This window comes from Escherichia sp. B1147, assembly GCF_001660175.1.
GTDB lineage: Bacteria > Pseudomonadota > Gammaproteobacteria > Enterobacterales > Enterobacteriaceae > Escherichia > Escherichia whittamii.
Genome location: NZ_LFHY01000013.1, coordinates 192756 through 213905, shown reverse-complemented (window position 1 = coordinate 213905; position 21150 = coordinate 192756). Strand labels below are relative to the sequence as shown.

General features: G+C 50.8%; 20 protein-coding genes. 14 read left to right on the top strand and 6 right to left on the bottom strand.

Annotation, left to right across the window (positions count from 1 at the left end):
* The first annotated feature begins 191 nt into the window (after positions 1 to 191).
* The 4 genes from aspS to ruvC all read left to right on the top strand — a co-directional run bounded on the left by aspS (position 192) and on the right by ruvC (position 3859).
* Positions 192 to 1964 carry an aspartate--tRNA ligase gene (gene aspS, locus A9180_RS13860; protein WP_064529279.1) on the top strand — a complete coding sequence of 591 codons (1773 nt, stop codon included), beginning with the start codon at positions 192 to 194 and terminating at the stop codon, positions 1962 to 1964.
* Positions 1965 to 2081: 117 nt separating this feature from the next.
* The gene (gene nudB, locus A9180_RS13855) at positions 2082 to 2534 is read left to right on the top strand and encodes a dihydroneopterin triphosphate diphosphatase (RefSeq protein WP_077883527.1); all 453 of its coding nucleotides are present in this window, start codon (positions 2082 to 2084) and stop codon (positions 2532 to 2534) included.
* 28 nt (positions 2535 to 2562) lie between these two features.
* Positions 2563 to 3303: a YebC/PmpR family DNA-binding transcriptional regulator gene (locus A9180_RS13850; protein ID WP_000907234.1), complete on the top strand. Its 741-nt coding sequence runs from the start codon at positions 2563 to 2565 to the stop codon at positions 3301 to 3303.
* 34 nt (positions 3304 to 3337) lie between these two features.
* The gene (gene ruvC / locus A9180_RS13845; protein ID WP_010350951.1) at positions 3338 to 3859 is read left to right on the top strand and encodes a crossover junction endodeoxyribonuclease RuvC; all 522 of its coding nucleotides are present in this window, start codon (positions 3338 to 3340) and stop codon (positions 3857 to 3859) included.
* Position 3860: 1 nt separating this feature from the next.
* Here the strand turns inward: ruvC and A9180_RS13840 are convergent, their stop codons facing one another.
* Entirely contained in the window at positions 3861 to 4463 is a 603-nt protein-coding gene (locus tag A9180_RS13840) for a YebB family permuted papain-like enzyme (protein ID WP_064529278.1), read from the bottom strand.
* Between the two features lie 252 nt (positions 4464 to 4715).
* Between A9180_RS13840 and ruvA the strand changes: the two genes are divergently transcribed.
* Together ruvA and ruvB are read left to right on the top strand one after the other, a co-directional pair.
* A complete protein-coding gene (ruvA, locus tag A9180_RS13835) occupies positions 4716 to 5327 on the top strand; it encodes a Holliday junction branch migration protein RuvA (RefSeq protein ID WP_000580341.1) in 612 nt (203 codons plus the stop codon).
* An 8-nt stretch (positions 5328 to 5335) separates the two neighbouring features.
* Positions 5336 to 6346: a Holliday junction branch migration DNA helicase RuvB gene (ruvB, locus tag A9180_RS13830; RefSeq protein ID WP_000568522.1), complete on the top strand. Its 1011-nt coding sequence runs from the start codon at positions 5336 to 5338 to the stop codon at positions 6344 to 6346.
* A 145-nt stretch (positions 6347 to 6491) separates the two neighbouring features.
* Here ruvB and znuB read toward each other — a convergent pair whose 3' ends face one another.
* Together znuB and znuC are read right to left on the bottom strand one after the other, a co-directional pair.
* Positions 6492 to 7277: a zinc ABC transporter permease subunit ZnuB gene (znuB, locus tag A9180_RS13825; RefSeq protein WP_064529277.1), complete on the bottom strand. Its 786-nt coding sequence runs from the start codon at positions 7275 to 7277 to the stop codon at positions 6492 to 6494.
* The gene (gene znuC, locus A9180_RS13820) at positions 7274 to 8029 is read right to left on the bottom strand and encodes a zinc ABC transporter ATP-binding protein ZnuC (protein ID WP_064529276.1); all 756 of its coding nucleotides are present in this window, start codon (positions 8027 to 8029) and stop codon (positions 7274 to 7276) included. The genes znuB and znuC overlap by 4 nt, the downstream gene beginning before the upstream one ends.
* 78 nt (positions 8030 to 8107) lie before the next feature.
* Between znuC and znuA the strand changes: the two genes are divergently transcribed.
* The 3 genes from znuA to lpxM all read left to right on the top strand — a co-directional run bounded on the left by znuA (position 8108) and on the right by lpxM (position 11468).
* Positions 8108 to 9040 carry a zinc ABC transporter substrate-binding protein ZnuA gene (gene znuA / locus A9180_RS13815; RefSeq protein ID WP_074399578.1) on the top strand — a complete coding sequence of 311 codons (933 nt, stop codon included), beginning with the start codon at positions 8108 to 8110 and terminating at the stop codon, positions 9038 to 9040.
* 15 nt (positions 9041 to 9055) lie between these two features.
* Positions 9056 to 10378, top strand: coding sequence for a murein DD-endopeptidase MepM (gene mepM, locus A9180_RS13810; protein ID WP_064529274.1), 1323 nt, complete (start codon positions 9056 to 9058; stop codon positions 10376 to 10378).
* Positions 10379 to 10496: 118 nt separating this feature from the next.
* Entirely contained in the window at positions 10497 to 11468 is a 972-nt protein-coding gene (gene lpxM / locus A9180_RS13805) for a lauroyl-Kdo(2)-lipid IV(A) myristoyltransferase (RefSeq protein WP_064529365.1), read from the top strand.
* 131 nt (positions 11469 to 11599) lie between these two features.
* On the opposite strand, the gene pyk is transcribed toward lpxM, so the two are convergent.
* Together pyk and hexR are read right to left on the bottom strand one after the other, a co-directional pair.
* Positions 11600 to 13042: a pyruvate kinase gene (gene pyk, locus A9180_RS13800; protein ID WP_000091159.1), complete on the bottom strand. Its 1443-nt coding sequence runs from the start codon at positions 13040 to 13042 to the stop codon at positions 11600 to 11602.
* 125 nt (positions 13043 to 13167) lie between these two features.
* Positions 13168 to 14037 carry a DNA-binding transcriptional regulator HexR gene (hexR, locus tag A9180_RS13795; protein WP_064529273.1) on the bottom strand — a complete coding sequence of 290 codons (870 nt, stop codon included), beginning with the start codon at positions 14035 to 14037 and terminating at the stop codon, positions 13168 to 13170.
* 346 nt (positions 14038 to 14383) lie between these two features.
* Between hexR and zwf the strand changes: the two genes are divergently transcribed.
* From zwf to kdgA, 3 genes are all read left to right on the top strand, one after another.
* Positions 14384 to 15859 carry a glucose-6-phosphate dehydrogenase gene (gene zwf, locus A9180_RS13785; protein ID WP_064529271.1) on the top strand — a complete coding sequence of 492 codons (1476 nt, stop codon included), beginning with the start codon at positions 14384 to 14386 and terminating at the stop codon, positions 15857 to 15859.
* 234 nt (positions 15860 to 16093) lie between these two features.
* Entirely contained in the window at positions 16094 to 17905 is a 1812-nt protein-coding gene (gene edd / locus A9180_RS13780) for a phosphogluconate dehydratase (RefSeq protein ID WP_064529270.1), read from the top strand.
* A gap of 37 nt (positions 17906 to 17942) precedes the next feature.
* Positions 17943 to 18584 (top strand): bifunctional 4-hydroxy-2-oxoglutarate aldolase/2-dehydro-3-deoxy-phosphogluconate aldolase, encoded by a 642-nt coding sequence (kdgA, locus tag A9180_RS13775; protein WP_064529269.1) that lies wholly within the window; start codon positions 17943 to 17945, stop codon positions 18582 to 18584.
* A gap of 236 nt (positions 18585 to 18820) precedes the next feature.
* Here kdgA and purT read toward each other — a convergent pair whose 3' ends face one another.
* Positions 18821 to 19999, bottom strand: coding sequence for a formate-dependent phosphoribosylglycinamide formyltransferase (gene purT, locus A9180_RS13770; RefSeq protein ID WP_064529268.1), 1179 nt, complete (start codon positions 19997 to 19999; stop codon positions 18821 to 18823).
* Between the two features lie 141 nt (positions 20000 to 20140).
* On the opposite strand from purT, the gene yebG reads away from it, so the two are divergent.
* Together yebG and yebF are read left to right on the top strand one after the other, a co-directional pair.
* Positions 20141 to 20431, top strand: a complete 291-nt coding sequence (yebG, locus tag A9180_RS13765; protein WP_064529267.1) for a DNA damage-inducible protein YebG — start codon at positions 20141 to 20143, stop codon at positions 20429 to 20431.
* A 66-nt stretch (positions 20432 to 20497) separates the two neighbouring features.
* Entirely contained in the window at positions 20498 to 20854 is a 357-nt protein-coding gene (gene yebF / locus A9180_RS13760) for a protein YebF (RefSeq protein WP_064529266.1), read from the top strand.
* The last annotated feature ends 296 nt before the right edge of the window (positions 20855 to 21150 follow it).

Genomic DNA, 21150 nt, shown 5'->3' with positions numbered 1-21150 from the left:
GAGTCTGATTCCTGGCCTGATATAAAGTGGTAACGAGTCGTTCCAGAGCGGGCCAGACTCTTACGGTGCGGCAGAATTTCCAGTATAATAGCCGCCTTTTTTCATTCAGTTGTGACATACAGCTAACGCTGCGACTTAGGTCACCTGCGCAGCAGGGGACATCCGCCGGCAGCTAAGTTAAGGGATATCTCATGCGTACAGAATATTGTGGACAGCTCCGTTTGTCCCACGTGGGGCAGCAGGTGACTCTGTGTGGTTGGGTCAACCGTCGTCGTGATCTTGGTAGCCTGATCTTTATCGATATGCGCGACCGCGAAGGTATCGTGCAGGTATTTTTCGATCCGGATCGTGCGGACGCGTTAAAGCTGGCCTCTGAACTGCGTAATGAGTTCTGCATTCAGGTCACGGGCACCGTACGTGCGCGTGACGAAAAAAATATCAACCGCGATATGGCGACTGGCGAAATCGAAGTGCTGGCGTCCTCGCTGACCATCATCAACCGTGCAGACGTTCTGCCGCTTGACTCCAACCACGTCAACACTGAAGAAGCGCGTCTGAAATACCGCTATCTTGACCTGCGTCGCCCGGAAATGGCTCAACGCCTGAAAACCCGTGCGAAAATCACCAGCCTGGTGCGCCGTTTTATGGATGACCACGGCTTCCTCGACATCGAAACTCCGATGCTGACTAAAGCCACGCCGGAAGGTGCGCGTGACTACCTGGTGCCTTCTCGTGTGCACAAAGGTAAATTCTACGCGCTGCCGCAGTCTCCGCAGCTGTTCAAACAGTTGCTGATGATGTCTGGTTTTGACCGTTACTATCAGATAGTCAAATGCTTCCGTGACGAAGACCTGCGCGCTGACCGTCAGCCCGAATTTACTCAGATCGATGTGGAAACTTCCTTCATGACCGCGCCGCAAGTGCGTGAAGTCATGGAAGCGCTGGTGCGTCATCTGTGGCTGGAAGTGAAAGGCGTTGATCTGGGCGATTTCCCGGTAATGACCTTTGCGGAAGCTGAACGCCGTTACGGCTCCGACAAACCGGACCTGCGTAACCCGATGGAACTGACTGATGTTGCTGATCTGCTGAAATCCGTTGAATTTGCGGTATTCGCAGGTCCGGCGAACGATCCGAAAGGTCGCGTAGCGGCTCTGCGCGTTCCGGGCGGCGCATCGCTGACCCGTAAACAGATCGACGAATACGGTAACTTCGTTAAGATCTATGGCGCGAAAGGTCTGGCTTACATCAAAGTCAACGAACGCGCGAAAGGTCTGGACGGTATCAACAGCCCGGTCGCAAAATTCCTCAATGCGGAAATCATCGAAGCCATTCTGGATCGTACCGCCGCGCAAGATGGCGATATGATTTTCTTCGGTGCTGACAACAAGAAAATTGTTGCCGACTCGATGGGCGCACTGCGTTTGAAAGTGGGTAAAGATCTCGCGCTGACCGACGAAAGCAAATGGGCACCGCTGTGGGTTATCGACTTCCCGATGTTTGAAGACGACGGTGAAGGCGGCCTGACGGCAATGCACCATCCGTTCACCGCACCGAAAGATATGACTGCAGCCGAACTGAATGCTGCGCCAGAAAATGCGGTGGCGAACGCTTACGATATGGTCATCAATGGTTACGAAGTGGGCGGTGGTTCTGTGCGTATCCATAATGGTGATATGCAGCAGACGGTGTTTGGCATTCTGGGTATCACCGAAGAGGAACAGCGCGAGAAATTTGGCTTCCTGCTCGACGCTCTGAAATACGGTACCCCGCCGCACGCAGGTCTGGCATTCGGCCTTGACCGTCTGACTATGTTGCTGACCGGTACCGACAACATCCGTGACGTTATCGCCTTCCCGAAAACAACGGCGGCAGCGTGTCTGATGACTGAAGCACCGAGCTTTGCCAACCCGACTGCACTGGCTGAACTGAGCATTCAGGTTGTAAAGAAGGCTGAGAATAATTGATATGAATAAAATACACGAAATCATTTGCGGTGCATCGAGGCGGCAACTGAGTGAACTCCCATGAGCATAGATAACTATGTGAATGGGATGAGCGAAGACAGCCAACGAAGAGGCAGCGTGAAGGATAAAGTGTATAAGCGTCCCGTTTCTGTACTGGTGGTCATTTTTGCACAAGATACGAAACGGGTGCTGATGTTACAGCGGCGTGATGACCCCGATTTCTGGCAGTCGGTAACCGGCAGTGTGGAAGAAGGGGAAACCGCGTCGCAAGCTGCCATGCGCGAAGTAAAGGAAGAGGTCACCATTGATGTTGTCGCTGAACAACTGACCTTAATTGACTGTCAGCGCACGGTGGAGTTTGAAATTTTTTCACATTTACGTCATCGCTATGCGCCAGGTGTGACGCGTAATACGGAATCATGGTTCTGCCTTGCGCTACCGCACGAGCGCCAGGTAGTCTTCACTGAACATCTGGCCTACAAGTGGCTTGATGCGCCTGCTGCGGCGGCGCTCACCATGTCCTGGAGCAACCGGCAGGCGATTGAAGAGTATGTAATTAACGCTGCCTGAACAGGCAGGGCTATTTGGAGATATTTTTATGGCAGGTCATAGTAAATGGGCCAACACCAGACATCGTAAAGCTGCGCAGGATGCAAAGCGCGGTAAAATCTTCACTAAAATCATTCGTGAGCTGGTGACCGCAGCTAAACTGGGTGGTGGCGATCCGGATGCCAACCCGCGTCTGCGAGCAGCCATTGATAAAGCGCTGTCTAACAACATGACCCGTGACACCCTGAACCGTGCAATTGCACGTGGTGTGGGCGGCGATGATGATGCGAACATGGAAACCATCATCTACGAAGGTTACGGTCCTGGCGGCACTGCAATCATGATTGAATGTCTGTCCGACAACCGTAACCGTACCGTTGCTGAAGTACGTCACGCATTCAGCAAATGTGGCGGTAACCTGGGTACTGATGGCTCTGTAGCCTATCTGTTCAGCAAAAAAGGTGTGATCTCCTTCGAGAAAGGCGACGAGGACACCATCATGGAAGCTGCGCTGGAAGCAGGTGCAGAAGACGTTGTGACCTATGATGACGGCGCAATCGACGTCTACACTGCATGGGAAGAGATGGGTAAAGTACGTGATGCTCTGGAAGCGGCAGGTCTGAAAGCAGACAGCGCAGAAGTTTCCATGATCCCGTCAACCAAAGCCGATATGGATGCAGAAACTGCACCGAAACTGATGCGTTTAATCGATATGCTGGAAGACTGTGACGACGTGCAGGAAGTTTACCATAACGGTGAGATCTCTGATGAGGTTGCAGCGACCCTCTGATGAGGCCGGCTAAACAACAAAACGGAGACGCGTGATGTCTATTATTCTCGGTATTGACCCGGGGTCGCGCGTTACCGGCTACGGTGTTATCCGTCAGGTGGGCAGGCAACTGTCCTACCTGGGCAGTGGATGCATACGCACCAAAGTGGATGATTTACCGTCTCGTCTGAAGCTCATCTATGCGGGCGTGACGGAAATCATCACCCAGTTCCAGCCCGATTATTTCGCAATCGAACAAGTCTTTATGGCGAAGAATGCCGACTCTGCCCTGAAACTGGGGCAGGCACGCGGCGTGGCGATTGTGGCAGCGGTGAATCAGGAATTGCCGGTGTTTGAATATGCTGCGCGTCAGGTGAAGCAAACTGTGGTGGGCATTGGTAGCGCTGAAAAAAGCCAGGTGCAGCACATGGTCCGCACCTTGCTGAAACTGCCCGCTAATCCACAGGCGGATGCCGCCGATGCGCTGGCGATTGCCATCACCCACTGCCACGTTAGTCAGAATGCGATGCAGATGAGCGAATCGCGACTAAACCTGGCGAGAGGGCGACTGCGTTAAGTTATACCGCCTCGGTCAGTTCGGGCTGAGGCGTTTCTACTCCCTCCGCATGAATCAACACCAGACCCGGATGATGCCACAAACTGGCTGGCGTGACGGTTTTACGTTCCCACGGAATCGAACCTAAGAACCAGAATTTCCAGAAAGTGAGTTTTGCATTCGGATTGCTGTTGAGCAGTTCTCCAAACGTCTCTATTTCACCTACCGGAATACATAGCGCCTCTTTATAAATATCAAAAACGAATTTTGAACAGAACTGGCGGGAAGATTCGTATTTAAAACCGGTGTGGTAGAGTTTGCGTAGCCGGGAGGGAACCTGTTCAACCAGACGTTGTTTTTGCTGTTCTGTTAATCCGGCGCCTAATCTTTTTACGGCGTAGCGTTGGTTTGACGAACGTTTAATAAAGTGGGAGAGGGTGGTTATGGTCGAAAGAGGAACTCGGCTTTCTGCGACCAGAAAATCCTCGCCGTCGTGACCAATAATGATCCCGACGTGATTACTCCAGCAATTTGATGCAGCTGATATTTGACCAAATAAGGCAGTACCTATACATGTAAAGACGATATCTCCAACTTCATATTCAGCAAGGTAATTAATATTCACTTTGTCATTCCATTGAAATAAATATGAATATACTTAATACCACAAATTTTTTGCAGGAGCGGAGAAGTTTATTTTTTTATGCTTTTATCCACTAAATATCTATTTTAAATATGACTTAGCGAATGAATTATACTGCGCCATTTTTCAGTTAATCGAGACGCCTCGCAAGTTTTCTTCATCCTTCGCTGGATATCTATCCAGCATTTTTTTATCATACAGCATTATCTTTGATTCATTACGCAGGAGCGTCATGTGATAGGCAGACTCAGAGGCATTATTCTGGAAAAACAACCCCCGCTGGTGTTACTTGAAGTAGGCGGCGTAGGCTATGAAGTGCATATGCCGATGACCTGTTTTTATGAACTCCCGGAAGCAGGGCAGGAAGCGATTGTTTTCACACACTTTGTGGTGCGTGAAGATGCGCAACTACTGTACGGTTTTAACAATAAGCAAGAGCGTACGCTGTTTAAAGAGTTGATCAAAACCAACGGTGTTGGGCCAAAACTGGCATTGGCTATCTTGTCTGGAATGTCGGCGCAGCAGTTTGTTAATGCGGTTGAGCGTGAAGAACTGGGGGCACTGGTGAAACTGCCGGGCATTGGCAAAAAAACCGCCGAGCGTTTGATTGTCGAAATGAAAGACCGATTTAAAGGTTTGCACGGCGATCTCTTTACGCCAGCCGCCGATCTGGTACTCACGTCGCCTGCCAGCCCGGCGACCGACGATGCTGAACAGGAAGCGGTTGCTGCGCTGGTGGCGCTGGGCTATAAACCACAAGAAGCCAGCCGCATGGTGAGCAAAATTGCTCGTCCTGATGCCAGCAGTGAAACATTAATTCGCGAAGCCCTGCGCGCCGCGTTATGAGGTAAAGGATGATTGAAGCAGACCGTCTGATTTCTGCCGGTACGACTTTGCCGGAAGATGTAGCAGATCGCGCCATTCGCCCCAAATTACTGGAAGAGTATGTTGGTCAGCCGCAGGTCCGTTCGCAGATGGAGATTTTCATCAAAGCGGCGAAACTGCGCGGCGATGCCCTCGATCATCTGTTGATTTTTGGCCCTCCGGGTTTAGGTAAAACTACGCTTGCCAACATTGTCGCCAATGAAATGGGCGTTAATTTACGCACGACTTCCGGTCCGGTGCTGGAAAAAGCGGGCGATCTGGCGGCGATGCTCACCAATCTTGAACCGCATGACGTGCTGTTTATTGATGAGATCCACCGTCTTTCGCCTGTGGTGGAAGAGGTGTTGTATCCGGCAATGGAAGACTACCAGCTGGATATTATGATCGGTGAAGGTCCAGCGGCGCGTTCGATTAAAATCGATCTGCCGCCGTTCACCCTTATTGGCGCGACCACGCGTGCTGGCTCGCTGACGTCCCCCCTACGTGATCGTTTCGGTATTGTGCAGCGTCTTGAGTTTTATCAAGTGCCGGATCTGCAATATATTGTCAGTCGTAGCGCGCGCTTTATGGGGCTTGAGATGAGTGACGATGGCGCGCTGGAAGTGGCGCGTCGGGCGCGCGGTACACCACGTATTGCTAACCGTTTGCTGCGTCGCGTACGCGATTTTGCCGAAGTGAAGCATGATGGCACCATCTCGGCAGACATCGCCGCTCAGGCGCTGGATATGCTGAATGTCGATGCCGAAGGTTTCGATTATATGGACCGCAAGTTATTGCTGGCGGTGATTGACAAGTTCTTCGGCGGGCCTGTAGGTCTGGATAACCTGGCGGCGGCTATTGGCGAAGAACGTGAAACCATTGAGGATGTGCTGGAGCCTTATTTGATTCAGCAAGGCTTTTTGCAGCGAACGCCACGCGGGCGTATGGCGACAGTGCGGGCGTGGAACCACTTTGGCATCACGCCGCCAGAAATGCCGTAGATCAGTTAAGGCGCTCGCGCCGCATCCGACACAGGCAATGTGCCTGATGCGACGCTGCTCGTGTCTTATCAGGCCTGGCATGTATAACGAACCGTAGGTCGGATAAGGCGCTCGCGCCGCATCCGACAAATGTGTTCAGGCGAAATTAGCTGGCCTGTTTTTTCATCATACTCAAAATAAACAACAGAGCAGCACACAGCACCACTGATGGACCCGCAGGCGTATCGTAAAATGCTGAAAAAGTTAAACCACCGGTTACTGCAATCATCCCCACCAAAACAGCGACACCAGCCATCTGTTCCGGTGTACGGGCGAAACGACGTGCGGTAGCCGCCGGAATGATCAGCAGCGAGGTAATAATCAACGCCCCGACAAATTTCATTGCCACACCAATCGTCAATGCTGTTACCAGCATCAACAGCAATTTCACGCGCTGTAATTTCACGCCATCGACAAATGCCAGGTCCGGGCTAATGGTCATCGACAGCAAATTGCGCCATTGCCAGAACAGGATCGCCACCACAATGACCACGCCAACCGCAATGGAGATGAGATCTTCCGGCGTCACTGCCAGCAAATCGCCGAACAGATATGCCATCAAGTCAACGCGAATGTTAGACATCAGACTGACAACGACCAGGCCCAGCGACAAGGCACTGTGCGCCATAATTCCTAATAACGTGTCGATCGCCAGCTGTGGACGCTTCTCCAGCCACACCAGACCGCCCGCCAGCAGCAGCGTAACGGCAATCACTGCATAGAAGGGATTTACGTCCAGCAACAGACCAAACGCCACGCCAAGTAAAGACGCATGAGCCAGCGTATCGCCGAAATAAGACATACGACGCCAGACAACAAACGAACCCAAAGGACCTGCGGCACAGGCCAGCATAATCCCGGCTAACCAACCGGGAAATAATAATTCAATCATGCGCGATCACTTCCCCGACGCAGAACAATTCGCCCCTGTAAATCGTGGCGGTGATTATGATGATGGCGATAAATACCCAGCTGTTCAGCCCCGTGAGGCCCGAACATCGAAATAAATTCCGGATGCAGGGAAACGACTTCTGGTGTACCAGAACAACAGATGTGATGGTTCAGGCAAAGTACTTCATCGGTTTTTGCCATCACCAGATGCAGATCGTGAGACACCATTAAAACGCCACAATCCAGTTCGCGACGTAACTGGTCAATAAGGTCATATAACGCCACCTGGCCATTCACGTCCACGCCCTGGGTGGGTTCATCCAGAACTAATAACTGTGGTTGATTTAACAATGCGCGTGCCAGCAGTACACGCTGCGTTTCACCGCCAGAGAGCTTTTGCATTGGTGCGTCAATAAGATGCCCTGCCTGAACGCGTTTTAGTGCAGGCAGAATATCTTCCTTATGTGTTCTGGGGCGTAAACGTAAAAAACGGTTTACGGTGAGTGGCAACGTGGTGTCGAGATACAGCTTCTGCGGCACATAACCAATGCGCAGTTTTCCGTGGCGCTTGATAACACCTTTATCTGGTGTTACCAGCCCGAGTACAACACGAACCAGTGTCGACTTACCTGCGCCGTTCGGCCCAAGTAAGGTCAAAATTTTACCAGGCTTGAGTTCCAGCGACACATCAGAGAGGACGCGGCGTTGGCCAAATGAAACCGAGACATTTTCCAGGGAAACCAGACTTGTCATGTTAATTTTAGTCTTGCAGTAGTCATGAAATGTTATAATATCACACTTCTTATATTCATTACGATGATTGGTCGCATTATGTTACATAAAAAAACGCTTCTTTTCGCAGCATTATCTGCTGCTCTCTGGGGCAGTGCAACACAGGTAGCAGAAGCTGCCGTTGTCGCTTCGCTTAAACCTGTTGGATTCATCGCTTCCGCTATTGCTGATGGGGTAACAGAGACGGAGGTATTGCTTCCTGATGGGGCCTCTGAGCATGATTATTCACTGCGTCCATCTGATGTAAAGCGCTTACAGAACGCGGACTTAGTTGTCTGGGTTGGACCGGAAATGGAAGCGTTTATGCAAAAGCCCGTGAGTAAATTACCCGAAGCGAAACAGGTAACCATTGCGCAGCTTGAGAGTGTAAAACCGCTGCTGATGAAAAGTATTCACGACGCTGATGATGATCACGACCACGCGGAAAAAAGTGACGAAGATCACCATCACGGCGATTTCAACATGCATGTTTGGCTTTCCCCAGAGATAGCGCGGGCTACAGCGGTTGCAATCCATGGAAAATTAGTGGAACTTATGCCGCAAAGTCGAGCCAAACTTGACGCCAACCTGATGGAATTTGAGGCACAATTAGCTTCAAGTAGGAAACAGGTTGGTAACGAGCTCGCGCCGCTTAAGGGAAAAGGTTATTTCGTTTTTCATGATGCTTACGGCTACTTCGAAAAACAATTCGGACTGACACCGCTTGGTCACTTTACCGTAAACCCAGAGATTCAACCTGGCGCGCAGCGTTTACATCAAATAAGAACACAGTTGGTTGAGCAAAAAGCAACCTGCGTTTTTGCTGAGCCACAGTTCAGGCCTGCGGTCGTCGAAAGCGTCGCACGAGGGACATCCGTTCGTATGGGAACGTTGGATCCCCTTGGGACGAATATCAAACTGGGCAAAACGAGCTATTCAGAATTCCTGAATCAATTAGCTAACCAGTACGCGAGCTGCCTGAAAGGAGATTAATGAGGAAGTGATTACGTGCAACAGATAGCCCGCTCTGTCGCCCTGGCGTTTAATAATTTACCGCGACCACACCGCGTTATGTTGGGGTCGCTCACCGTTCTTACACTGGCCGTCGCTGTCTGGCGGCCTTATGTTTACCACCGAGACGCCTCGCCGATTGTCAAAACCATTGAGCTTGAACAGAACGAAATTCGTTCTCTCTTACCTGAGGCCAGTGAGCCGATTGATCAAGCCGCGCAAGAAGATGAAGCCATTCCGCAGGACGAACTCGACGACAAAATCGCTGGTGAAGCCGGTGTTCATGAATATGTCGTTTCTACCGGCGATACGTTAAGTAGCATCCTTAATCAATATGGTATTGAGATGGGTGATATCACCCAACTTGCTGCTGCTGATAAAGATCTGCGTAACCTGAAAATTGGTCAACAACTCTCCTGGACATTAACCACTGATGGCGAATTACAGCGTCTGACCTGGGAAGTGTCTCGCCGCGAAACTCGTATCTATGACCGCACCGCCGCTAATGGTTTTAAAATGACCAGCGAAATACAGCAAGGGGAGTGGGTTAACAATCTGTTGAAAGGAACCGTTGGGACAAGTTTTGTTGCCAGCGCCAAAAATGCAGGTTTAACCAGTGCTGAAGTGAGCGCGGTGATTAAAGCGATGCAGTGGCAGATGGACTTCCGCAAAGTGAAAAAAGGTGACGAATTTGCGGTGTTAATGTCACGTGAGATGCTTGATGGCAAACGTGAACAAAGCCAACTTTTGGGCGTGCGTTTGCGTTCAGAAGGCAAAGATTACTATGCTATTCGCGCTGAAGATGGCAAATTCTACGACCGTAACGGTACTGGCCTGGCGAAGGGGTTCTTACGATTCCCGACGGCAAAACAGTTCCGCATTTCGTCTAACTTTAACCCGCGTCGTCTGAACCCGGTAACCGCTCGCGTTGCGCCGCACAGAGGCGTTGATTTCGCCATGCCGCAGGGTACGCCGGTGCTTTCGGTGGGTGACGGGGAAGTGGTAGTGGCTAAACGCAGTGGCGCAGCAGGTTATTATGTCGCGATTCGTCATGGTCGTAGCTATACCACGCGTTATATGCATCTGCGTAAGATTCTGGTTAAACCGGGGCAGAAAGTGAAGCGTGGCGATCGTATCGCGCTTTCCGGTAACACCGGGCGTTCAACTGGGCCACATCTGCATTATGAAGTATGGATTAACCAGCAGGCCGTGAACCCGTTGACAGCGAAACTGCCGCGTACTGAAGGGCTGACCGGTGCCGATCGTACCGAATTCCTGGCGAAGGCCAAAGAGATTGTACCGCAGCTACAATTTGATTAATTAATACCCGTTGGCAGCCGGTACACAGTTAGTGCCGGCTTTTTTATTTGGTGCGGGGCAAGTTGCGCCGTTACACTACCACCAGATTGATTATTGCCTTATCCGAAATTGGAAAAGCATGGAAACGAAAAAAAATAATAGCGAATACATTCCTGAGTTTGATAAATCCTTTCGTCACCCTCGTTACTGGGGAGCCTGGTTGGGCGTGGCGGCAATGGCCGGTATTGCCTTAACACCAGCGAAATTCCGCGATCCCATCCTTGCGCGGTTGGGGCGTTTGGCCGGAAGACTGGGCAAAAGCTCACGTCGTCGGGCGTTGATCAATCTGTCTCTCTGCTTTCCAGAACGTAGCGAAGCCGAACGCGAAGCGATTGTTGATGAGATGTTTGCCACCGCGCCTCAGGCGATGGCAATGATGGCTGAACTGGCGATACGTGGGCCGGAGAAAATTCAACCTCGCGTCGACTGGCAGGGGCTGGAGATCATCGAAGAGATGCGGCGTAACAACGAGAAAGTGATCTTTCTGGTGCCGCACGGCTGGGCAGTTGATATCCCCGCCATGTTGATGGCCTCACAAGGGCAGAAAATGGCAGCGATGTTCCATAATCAGGGTAATCCGGTTTTTGATTATGTCTGGAACACCGTGCGCCGTCGTTTCGGCGGTCGTTTGCATGCACGAAATGATGGCATTAAGCCATTTATCCAGTCGGTTCGTCAGGGCTACTGGGGCTATTATTTACCGGATCAGGATCATGGCCCTGAACACAGCGAATTTGTTGATTTCTTCGCAACGTATAAAGCGACGCTGCCAGCAATTGGTCGTCTGATGAAAGTGTGTCGCGCGCGTGTCGTTCCGTTGTTCCCAATCTATGATGGCAAGACCCATCGTCTGACGATTCAGGTACGCCCACCGATGGATGACCTGTTAGAGGCGGATGACGCTACCATTGCTCGGCGTATGAATGAAGAAGTTGAGATTTTTGTTGGTCCGCGACCAGAGCAGTACACCTGGATTTTAAAATTGCTGAAAACTCGCAAACCGGGTGAAATCCAGCCGTATAAGCGTAAAGATCTTTATCCCATTAAATAAAAAAAGCCTCTCGCGAGGAGAGGCTTTCGCCTGATGATAAGTTCAAGTTTGCTTCAGAAGATTCTAAATCTGTTGAATTATCATTGAACTGTAGGCCGGATATGGCATTTACGCCGCATCCGGCAACTAACTTACTCTACCGTTAAAATACGCGTGGTATTAGTAGAACCCACGGTACTCATCACGTCGCCCTGGGTGACAATCACCAGATCACCAGACATCAGGTAGCCTTTATCGCGCAGCAGATTTACTGCTTCGTTGGCAGCAACCACGCCATCATTTGCACTATCAAAATAGACCGGCGTAACACCACGATAAAGCGCAGTCAGGTTCAGAGTGCGTTCATGACGAGACATGGCGAAAATCGGCAAACCGGAGCTGATACGGGAAGTCATCAGCGCGGTACGACCGGATTCGGTCATGGTGATGATCGCGGTAACGCCTTTCAGGTGGTTTGCCGCGTACATTGCGGACATCGCGATAGCTTCTTCCACATTGTCGAACTGAACGTCCAGGCGGTGTTTAGATACATTGATGCTCGGGATTTTTTCGGCGCCAAGGCAAACACGCGCCATTGCAGCAACGGTTTCAGATGGATACTGACCAGCGGCGGTTTCCGCAGACAACATTACGGCGTCGGTACCATCCAGAACGGCGTTCGCCACGTCCATGACTTCTGCACGCGTCGGCATCGGGTTGGTAATCATCGATTCCATCATCTGGGTCGCAGTAATGACTGCGCGGTTCAGCTGACGCGCGCGACGAATCAACGCTTTCTGAATCCCAACCAGTTCCGGATCGCCAATCTCTACGCCGAGGTCGCCACGTGCGACCATCACCACGTCAGAAGCGAGGATAATGTCGTCCATTGCATCCTGGCTGCAAACGGCTTCCGCACGTTCAACTTTGGCGACAATTTTCGCATCACAACCTGCATCGCGCGCCAGACGACGAGCATAATTCAGATCTTCGCCGCAGCGTGGGAAAGAGACAGCCAGGTAATCTACGCCAATCAATGCCGCAGTCTGAATATCTGCTTTATCTTTCTCGGTCAGCGCTTCAGCCGACAGGCCGCCGCCGAGTTTGTTGATCCCTTTATTGTTGGAAAGAGGGCCGCCGACGGTCACTTCGGTGAACACTTTCATGCCCTGAACTTCCAACACTTTTAACTGCACTCGACCGTCGTCCAGCAGCAGAATGTCGCCAGGCACGACGTCAGCAGGTAGACCTTTATAGTCGATACCGACTTTTTCTTTATCGCCTTCACCTTTGCCCAGGTTGGCATCCAGCAGGAATTTATCCCCAATATTGAGGAAAACCTTACCTTCTTTAAAAGTTGATACGCGAATCTTTGGCCCCTGAAGGTCACCGAGAATAGCCACATGACGCCCCAGTTTTGCGGCAATTTCACGAACTTTATCCGCGCGCATTTTATGGTCTTCAGGCGAGCCATGAGAAAAGTTCATTCGTACGACGTTTGCGCCCGCTGCGATGACCTTTTCAAGGTTATTATCGCGATCGGTAGCCGGGCCTAACGTGGTAACGATTTTGGTTCTGCGAAGCCTTCTGGACATGTAATACTCCGTTGACTGAAACAACCAGGTGTTGCTTGAACATGAATTCGCATAAATTAAAACCATTGTGGTTGTAATTTAAACACATGCGAATATCGTATAAGGATAGAACAGTGATAATCGATTTACCGATCGTCACTCAATTTAAGTAATTGCTTATCAAAGCGCGATTCCTTGAGCGCTTCCTTGACCCGCTTCAAGTTATCTCTGAATTTTGTGCCGCGTCGCAAAGTAAATCCTGTTGCCAGCACATCTATCACGGTCAACTGCGCAAGTCGAGAAACCATGGGCATATAAATGTCAGTATCTTCCGGTACGTCGAGAGTAATTGCCAGCGTTGCCTCCCGGGCGAGTGGTGTACCGGCGGAGGTAAGGGCTATCACCATCGCGTCGTTTTCCCGTGCTAACTGCGCCAGTTCAACCAGATTTTTGGTTCTTCCGGTGTGAGAAATCAGCACAACCACGTCTCCGTCGCTACAATTCATACAACTCATGCGTTGCAGCACGATATCGTCGGAGTAAACCACCGGAACATTAAAGCGAAAAAACTTATTCATCGCATCGTGGGCGACGGCAGCCGAAGAGCCCAGACCGAAAAAGGCGATTTTCTTGGCCTGAGTCAGGAGATCGACAGCACGGTTGACGGCAGATTTGTCCAGCGAGTGACGGACGTGATCGAGCGTGGCCATTGCCGACTCAAATATTTTCCCCGTGTATGATTCAACGCTGTCATCTTCATTAACGTTGCGATTAACATAGGGCGTGCCATTTGCCAGGCTTTGCGCCAGATGGAGTTTAAAATCAGGAAAACCGCGGGTGTCTATGCTGCGACAGAAACGATTCACCGTTGGTTCGCTAACATTGGCCTCAAGCGCCAGAGCAGCAATACTCGAATGGATCGCGTTGTCAGGCGAAGCAAGAATGACCTCGGCGACTTTTCGTTCTGATTTGCTCAAATGTTCCAGTTGAGACTGGATTTTTTCCAGCATATTCATGATGTAAAGAGACTCACGGTAATGACGATTTCCGCATTGAAAGAAATCGAAATGCAGTTTGGTCTGATATTACGCCTGTGTGTCGTATTAATGACAAAAGCGGATAAAAAAGTTGTCATTTTTTTTCATTACATGATCGGTGTCAGATTTTTTTCGAATGAAAAAACATCATTAACGATGATTTTTTTATCAGTTTTGCTGCACTTTACGCGGTTTAATCGTAATCGCACGAGTGGATAAGCGTTTACAGTTTTCGCAAGCTCGTAAAAGCAGTACAGTGCACCGTAAGAAAATTACAAGTATACCCAGGCTTAAGTACCGGGTTAGTTAACTTAAGGAGAATGACATGGCGGTAACGCAAACAGCCCAGGCTTGTGACCTGGTCATTTTCGGCGCGAAAGGCGACCTTGCGCGTCGTAAACTGCTGCCTTCCCTGTATCAACTGGAAAAAGCCGGTCAGCTCAACCCGGATACCCGTATTATCGGCGTAGGGCGTGCTGACTGGGATAAAGCGGCATATACAAAAGTTGTTCGCGAGGCGCTCGAAACTTTCATGAAAGAAACCATTGATGAAGGTTTATGGGACACACTGAGTGCGCGTCTGGATTTTTGTAATCTTGACGTCAATGATACGGCTGCATTCGGTCGTCTCGGCGCGATGCTGGATCAAAAAAATCGTATCACCATTAACTATTTTGCCATGCCACCAAGCACCTTTGGCGCGATCTGCAAAGGGCTGGGCGAGGCAAAACTGAACGCCAAACCAGCGCGCGTAGTCATGGAGAAACCGCTGGGGACGTCGCTGGCGACCTCGCGTGAAATCAACGATCAGGTAGGCGAATACTTCGAGGAGTGTCAGGTTTACCGTATCGACCACTATCTGGGTAAAGAAACGGTACTGAACCTGCTGGCGCTACGTTTTGCTAACTCCCTGTTTGTGAACAACTGGGACAATCGCACTATTGATCATGTTGAGATCACGGTGGCAGAAGAGGTTGGGATCGAAGGGCGCTGGGGCTATTTTGATAAAGCCGGTCAGATGCGCGATATGATCCAGAACCACCTGCTACAAATTCTCTGCATGATTGCGATGTCTCCGCCGTCTGACCTGAGCGCCGACAGCATCCGTGATGAAAAAGTGAAAGTACTGAAGTCATTGCGCCGAATTGACCGCACCAATGTGCGTGAAAAAACAGTACGCGGGCAATACACCGCAGGCTTCGCCCAGGGCAAAAAAGTGCCGGGCTATCTGGAAGAAGAGGGCGCGAACAAAAGCAGTAACACTGAAACCTTCGTGGCGATCCGTGTCGACATTGATAACTGGCGCTGGGCTGGCGTACCGTTCTACCTGCGTACCGGTAAACGTCTGCCGACTAAATGCTCTGAAGTGGTGGTCTATTTCAAAACGCCTGAACTGAATCTGTTTAAAGAGTCGTGGCAGGATCTGCCGCAGAACAAACTGACTATCCGTCTGCAACCCGATGAGGGCGTGGATATCCAGGTACTTAATAAAGTCCCGGGTCTTGACCACAAACATAACCTGCAAATCACTAAGCTGGATCTGAGCTATTCAGAAACATTTAATCAGACGCATCTGGCTGATGCTTACGAACGTCTGCTGCTGGAAACGATGCGCGGTATTCAGGCGTTGTTTGTGCGTCGTGATGAAGTGGAAGAAGCGTGGAAATGGGTGGATTCTATTACTGAAGCCTGGGCGATGGACAACGATGCACCGAAACCGTATCAGGCCGGAACCTGGGGACCGGTTGCTTCGGTGGCGATGATTACCCGTGATGGCCGCTCCTGGAATGAGTTTGAGTAAGATCTCGACTTATCCTTACGGATTATTTTACCGGTAACATGATCTTGCACAGATTGTAGAACAATTTTTACACTTTCAGGCCTCGCGTGGATTCACCCGCGGGGCTTTTTTTATTACACTGACTGAAACGTTTCTGCCCTATGAGCTCCGGTTACAGGCGTTTCACTCATAAATCTTCTGAATGAAACGCGTTGTGAATCACCCTGCTCTGACAACTCAATTTCAGGAGCCTTTATGAATCCACAATTGTTACGCGTAACAAATCGAATCATTGAACGTTCGCGCGAAAGTCGTTCTGCTTACCTCGCCCGGATAGAACAAGCGAAAACCTCGACCGTTCATCGTTCGCAGTTGGCATGTGGTAACCTGGCACACGGTTTCGCCGCTTGCCAGCCAGAAGACAAAGCCTCCCTGAAAAGCATGTTGCGTAACAATATCGCTATCATCACCTCCTACAACGACATGCTCTCTGCCCACCAGCCTTATGAACACTATCCGGAGATTATTCGTAAAGCACTGCATGAAGCCAACGCGGTTGGTCAGGTTGCGGGTGGTGTTCCGGCGATGTGTGATGGTGTAACTCAGGGGCAGGACGGTATGGAACTGTCGCTGTTAAGCCGCGAAGTCATTGCGATGTCTGCGGCGGTGGGGCTGTCCCATAACATGTTTGATGGCGCGCTGTTCCTCGGTGTGTGCGACAAGATTGTCCCAGGGCTGACGATGGCAGCACTGTCGTTCGGTCATCTGCCAGCGGTGTTTGTGCCGTCTGGTCCGATGGCAAGCGGGTTGCCAAATAAAGAAAAAGTGCGTATTCGCCAGCTTTATGCCGAAGGGAAGGTGGATCGTATGGCGCTGCTGGAGTCAGAAGCGGCGTCTTATCATGCCCCAGGCACATGTACTTTCTACGGTACTGCCAACACCAACCAGATGGTGGTGGAGTTTATGGGAATGCAACTGCCGGGATCTTCTTTTGTTCATCCGGATTCCCCGTTGCGTGATGCACTCACTGCAGCCGCTGCGCGCCAGGTTACACGCATGACCGGCAACGGTAATGAATGGATGCCGATCGGTAAAATGATCGACGAGAAAGTGGTAGTGAATGGCATTGTTGCGTTGCTGGCGACCGGTGGCTCAACTAACCACACAATGCACCTGGTAGCGATGGCACGTGCGGCGGGTATTCAGATTAACTGGGATGACTTCTCTGATCTTTCTGATGTCGTACCTCTGATGGCGCGTTTGTATCCAAATGGTCCGGCCGATATTAACCACTTCCAGGCGGCGGGGGGCGTACCGGTTCTGGTGCGTGAACTGCTCAAGGCGGGTCTGTTGCATGAAGATGTCAATACAGTGGCAGGCTTTGGTCTTTCGCGCTATACCCTCGAACCGTGGCTGAATAACGGCGAGCTGGACTGGCGTGAAGGCGCAGAAAAATCACTCGACAGCAATGTGATAGCTTCCTTCGAACAACCTTTCTCTCATCATGGCGGGACAAAAGTGTTAAGCGGTAACCTGGGGCGTGCCGTCATGAAAACCTCTGCTGTGCCGGTTGAAAACCAGATAATTGAAGCGCCTGCTGTTGTGTTTGAGAGCCAGCATGACGTTATGCCGGCCTTTGAAGCAGGTTTGCTGGACCGCGATTGTGTGGTTGTTGTCCGTCATCAGGGACCAAAAGCGAACGGAATGCCAGAATTACATAAACTCATGCCGCCACTTGGTGTATTATTGGACCGGTGTTTCAAAATTGCGTTAGTTACTGATGGACGACTCTCTGGTGCTTCAGGTAAAGTGCCGTCAGCTATCCACGTAACACCAGAAGCCTACGATGGCGGGTTGCTGGCGAAAGTGCGCGATGGAGACATCATTCGTGTGAATGGACAGACAGGCGAACTGACGTTGCTGGTAGACGAAGCGGAACTGGCAGCTCGCGAACCACACATTCCTGACCTGAGCGCGTCACGCGTGGGAACAGGACGTGAATTATTCAGCGCTTTGCGTGAAAAACTGTCCGGTGCTGAACAGGGCGCAACCTGTATCACTTTTTAAGACGACAAAATTTGTAATCAGGCGAGAGAAAACTCTGATGAAAAACTGGAAAACAAGTGCAGAATCAATCCTGACCACCGGCCCGGTAGTACCGGTTATCGTGGTAAATAAACTGGAACACGCGGTGCCAATGGCAAAAGCGTTGGTTGCTGGTGGGGTGCGCGTTCTGGAAGTGACTCTGCGTACGGCGTGTGCAGTTGATGCTATCCGTGCTATCGCCAAAGAAGTACCGGAAGCGATTGTGGGTGCCGGTACGGTGCTGAATCCGCAGCAACTGGCAGAAGTGACTGAAGCGGGCGCACAGTTCGCAATCAGCCCAGGTCTGACTGAACCACTGCTGAAAGCGGCGACAGAAGGTACGATTCCTCTGATTCCAGGTATCAGCACTGTTTCCGAACTGATGCTGGGTATGGACTACGGCCTGAAAGAGTTCAAATTCTTCCCGGCAGAAGCTAACGGTGGCGTGAAAGCACTGCAGGCGATTGCGGGTCCGTTCTCCCAGGTGCGTTTCTGCCCGACTGGCGGTATTTCTCCGGCTAACTACCGTGATTACCTGGCGCTGAAAAGCGTACTGTGTATTGGTGGCTCCTGGCTGGTTCCGGCAGATGCGCTGGAAGCGGGCGATTACGACCGCATTACTAAGCTGGCGCGTGAAGCAGTCGAAGGCGCGAAGCTGTAACAGTCAAAATGCCCGATCATGGAGCGGGCATTTTTGAGGATGATGACAAACGCGACATTGCCTGATGCGCTATGCTTATCAGGCCTACGAGTGATTCGTAATATATTGAATTTATAAGATTTTGTAGGTCAGATAAGGCGTTCACGTCCCATCTGACATGAAAAATGCGCACTTTGTCAGCAATCTGAAATGCCCGATCGTGAATCGGGCATTTTTATAGCGTGTTTTTGTCAGATTTAACCTTGTACTTTTACCTGTGCCGCGGCGTGCTTTGCGCGCTCAATCGATTCATCAACACTCTCTGCGGTCGCCAGTGCTACCCCCAGACGACGGCTGCCATCAATTTCCGGCTTACCAAATAAACGAATCTGGAAACCTGCGCCTACGGCATTCTGCACGTTATCAAACGTGACATTCTGACTAGTCAGTTGCGGCAGGATAACGGCTGAAGCGGCAGGACCATACTGGCGAATCCCGCCCACCGGCAGTCCCAGGAAAGCACGCACATGTAGGGCAAACTCAGAAAGATCCTGAGAAATTAACGTCACCATCCCGGTGTCATGCGGGCGAGGGGAGACTTCACTGAAAATCACCTCATCACCACAGACAAACAACTCGACACCAAACAGACCATAACCACCCAGTGCAAGCACCACCTTGCGGGCAATCTCCTGCGCACGTTCGAGGGCCAGTGGGCTCATTTGCTGCGGTTGCCAGGATTCACGATAGTCGCCATCTTCCTGGCGATGACCTACAGGCGCACAGAAATGAACACCATCCACCGCGCTGACGGTTAGCAGGGTAATTTCGAAATCAAACTTAACGACGCCTTCAACAATCACACGGCCCGCTCCGGCGCGGCCGCCTTGCTGGGCGTACTCCCATGCCTGAGTCAGCTGTTCGGCAGAGCGAATAAACGTCTGCCCCTTACCGGAAGAGCTCATCACCGGTTTAACAATGCAGGGATAGCCAATGGCGGCGACCGCCTCGCGGAAAAGACTTTCGCTATCAGCAAAACGATAAGTTGAAGTGGGAAGCTGAAGCTCTTCCGCTGCCAGACGACGAATACCTTCGCGGTTCATCGTCAATTGTGTTGCACGCGCGCAGGGGACAACATTCAGCCCTTCCTCTTCAAGCTGGATCAGCATATCGGTGGCAATAGCTTCGATTTCCGGCACGATATAATGTGGTTTTTCCAGTTCAACCACACGGCGCAATGCGTCGCCATCCAGCATATTAATGACATGGGAGCGGTGGGCGACATGCATGGCGGGCGCGTCGGCATAGCGATCAACCGCAATCACCTCTACGCCGAGTCGTTGACATTCAATTGCCACTTCTTTACCCAGTTCACCGGAACCTAATAACATCACGCGAGTTGCTGCCGGACGCAGCGCAGTGCCTAATAACGTCATAACGAATATCCCCTGATTAATTCCGCGTGAAGTATAAACGAAAACGTTTGCGCGTGTCTTTATTGCTTGATTGCTTGCGTTGATTTCTCGACTGAAAAGAAATATACTGTATAAAATTACAGTTATAATGAGAGGCTGCAAATGGCGGTTGAAGTTAAATACGTAGTCATTCGTGAGGGCGAAGAGAAGATGTCGTTTACCAGCAAAAAGGAAGCCGATGCTTATGACAAAATGCTCGATACAGCGGATCTACTCGACACATGGTTGGCTAATTCTCCGGTGACAATGGAAGACGAGCAGCGTGAAGCGCTTTCTTTGTGGTTGGCAGAACAAAAAGATGTGCTTAGTACCATTCTGAAAACCGGTAAATTACCTTCTCCTCAGGTGGTCGAGACTGACACGGATGGGGAAGGTGAAACCCGCGCAGCCTGAAGCAACTTGCGCTCCTGATAATTTGTACCATGCTTTCTCCTGAATCATTGTGCTATGGAGAAAAACATGAAAAAAAGAGGAGCGTTGTTGGGGCTGTTGTTGGTTTCCGCCTGTGCATCAGTTTTTGCTGCCAATAACGAAACCAGCAAGTCGGTAACTTTCCCAAAATGTGAAGGTTTGGATGCAGCCGGAATTGCTGCGAGTGTAAAACGTGATTATCAGCAAAACCGCGTTGCGCGTTGGGCCGACGATCAAAAAATCGTCGGTCAGGCCGATCCTGTGGCGTGGGTTAGTTTGCAGGATATTCAGGGTAAAGATGACAAATGGTCAGTGCCGTTGACCGTACGCGGTAAAAGTGCCGATATTCATTATCTGGTTAATGTGGACTGTAAAGCGGGAATCGCGGAGTATCAGCGGCGTTAATGGCTTCTGGTAATTCGGTTGACCGTTGGCGGATGCGGCGCGAGCGCCTTATCCGCCTAACAACGCGCCAGAGCCGTAGGCCTGATAAGACGCCACAGCGTCTCATCGGGCAATCAGCATCAAACAAAGCCACCCAAAACGTTAAACCACTATCACCTAAAACCCTCTTTACTGCCCGATATACAGTAATCACCTTACCTGACGCGAATTTCCTGTGAGGACTGCTTTCCGTCCCGCTTATTTGCGCATCTTTTGTCTCTATATACACTTTCTGACATCCTCATTCGCTATGCTGT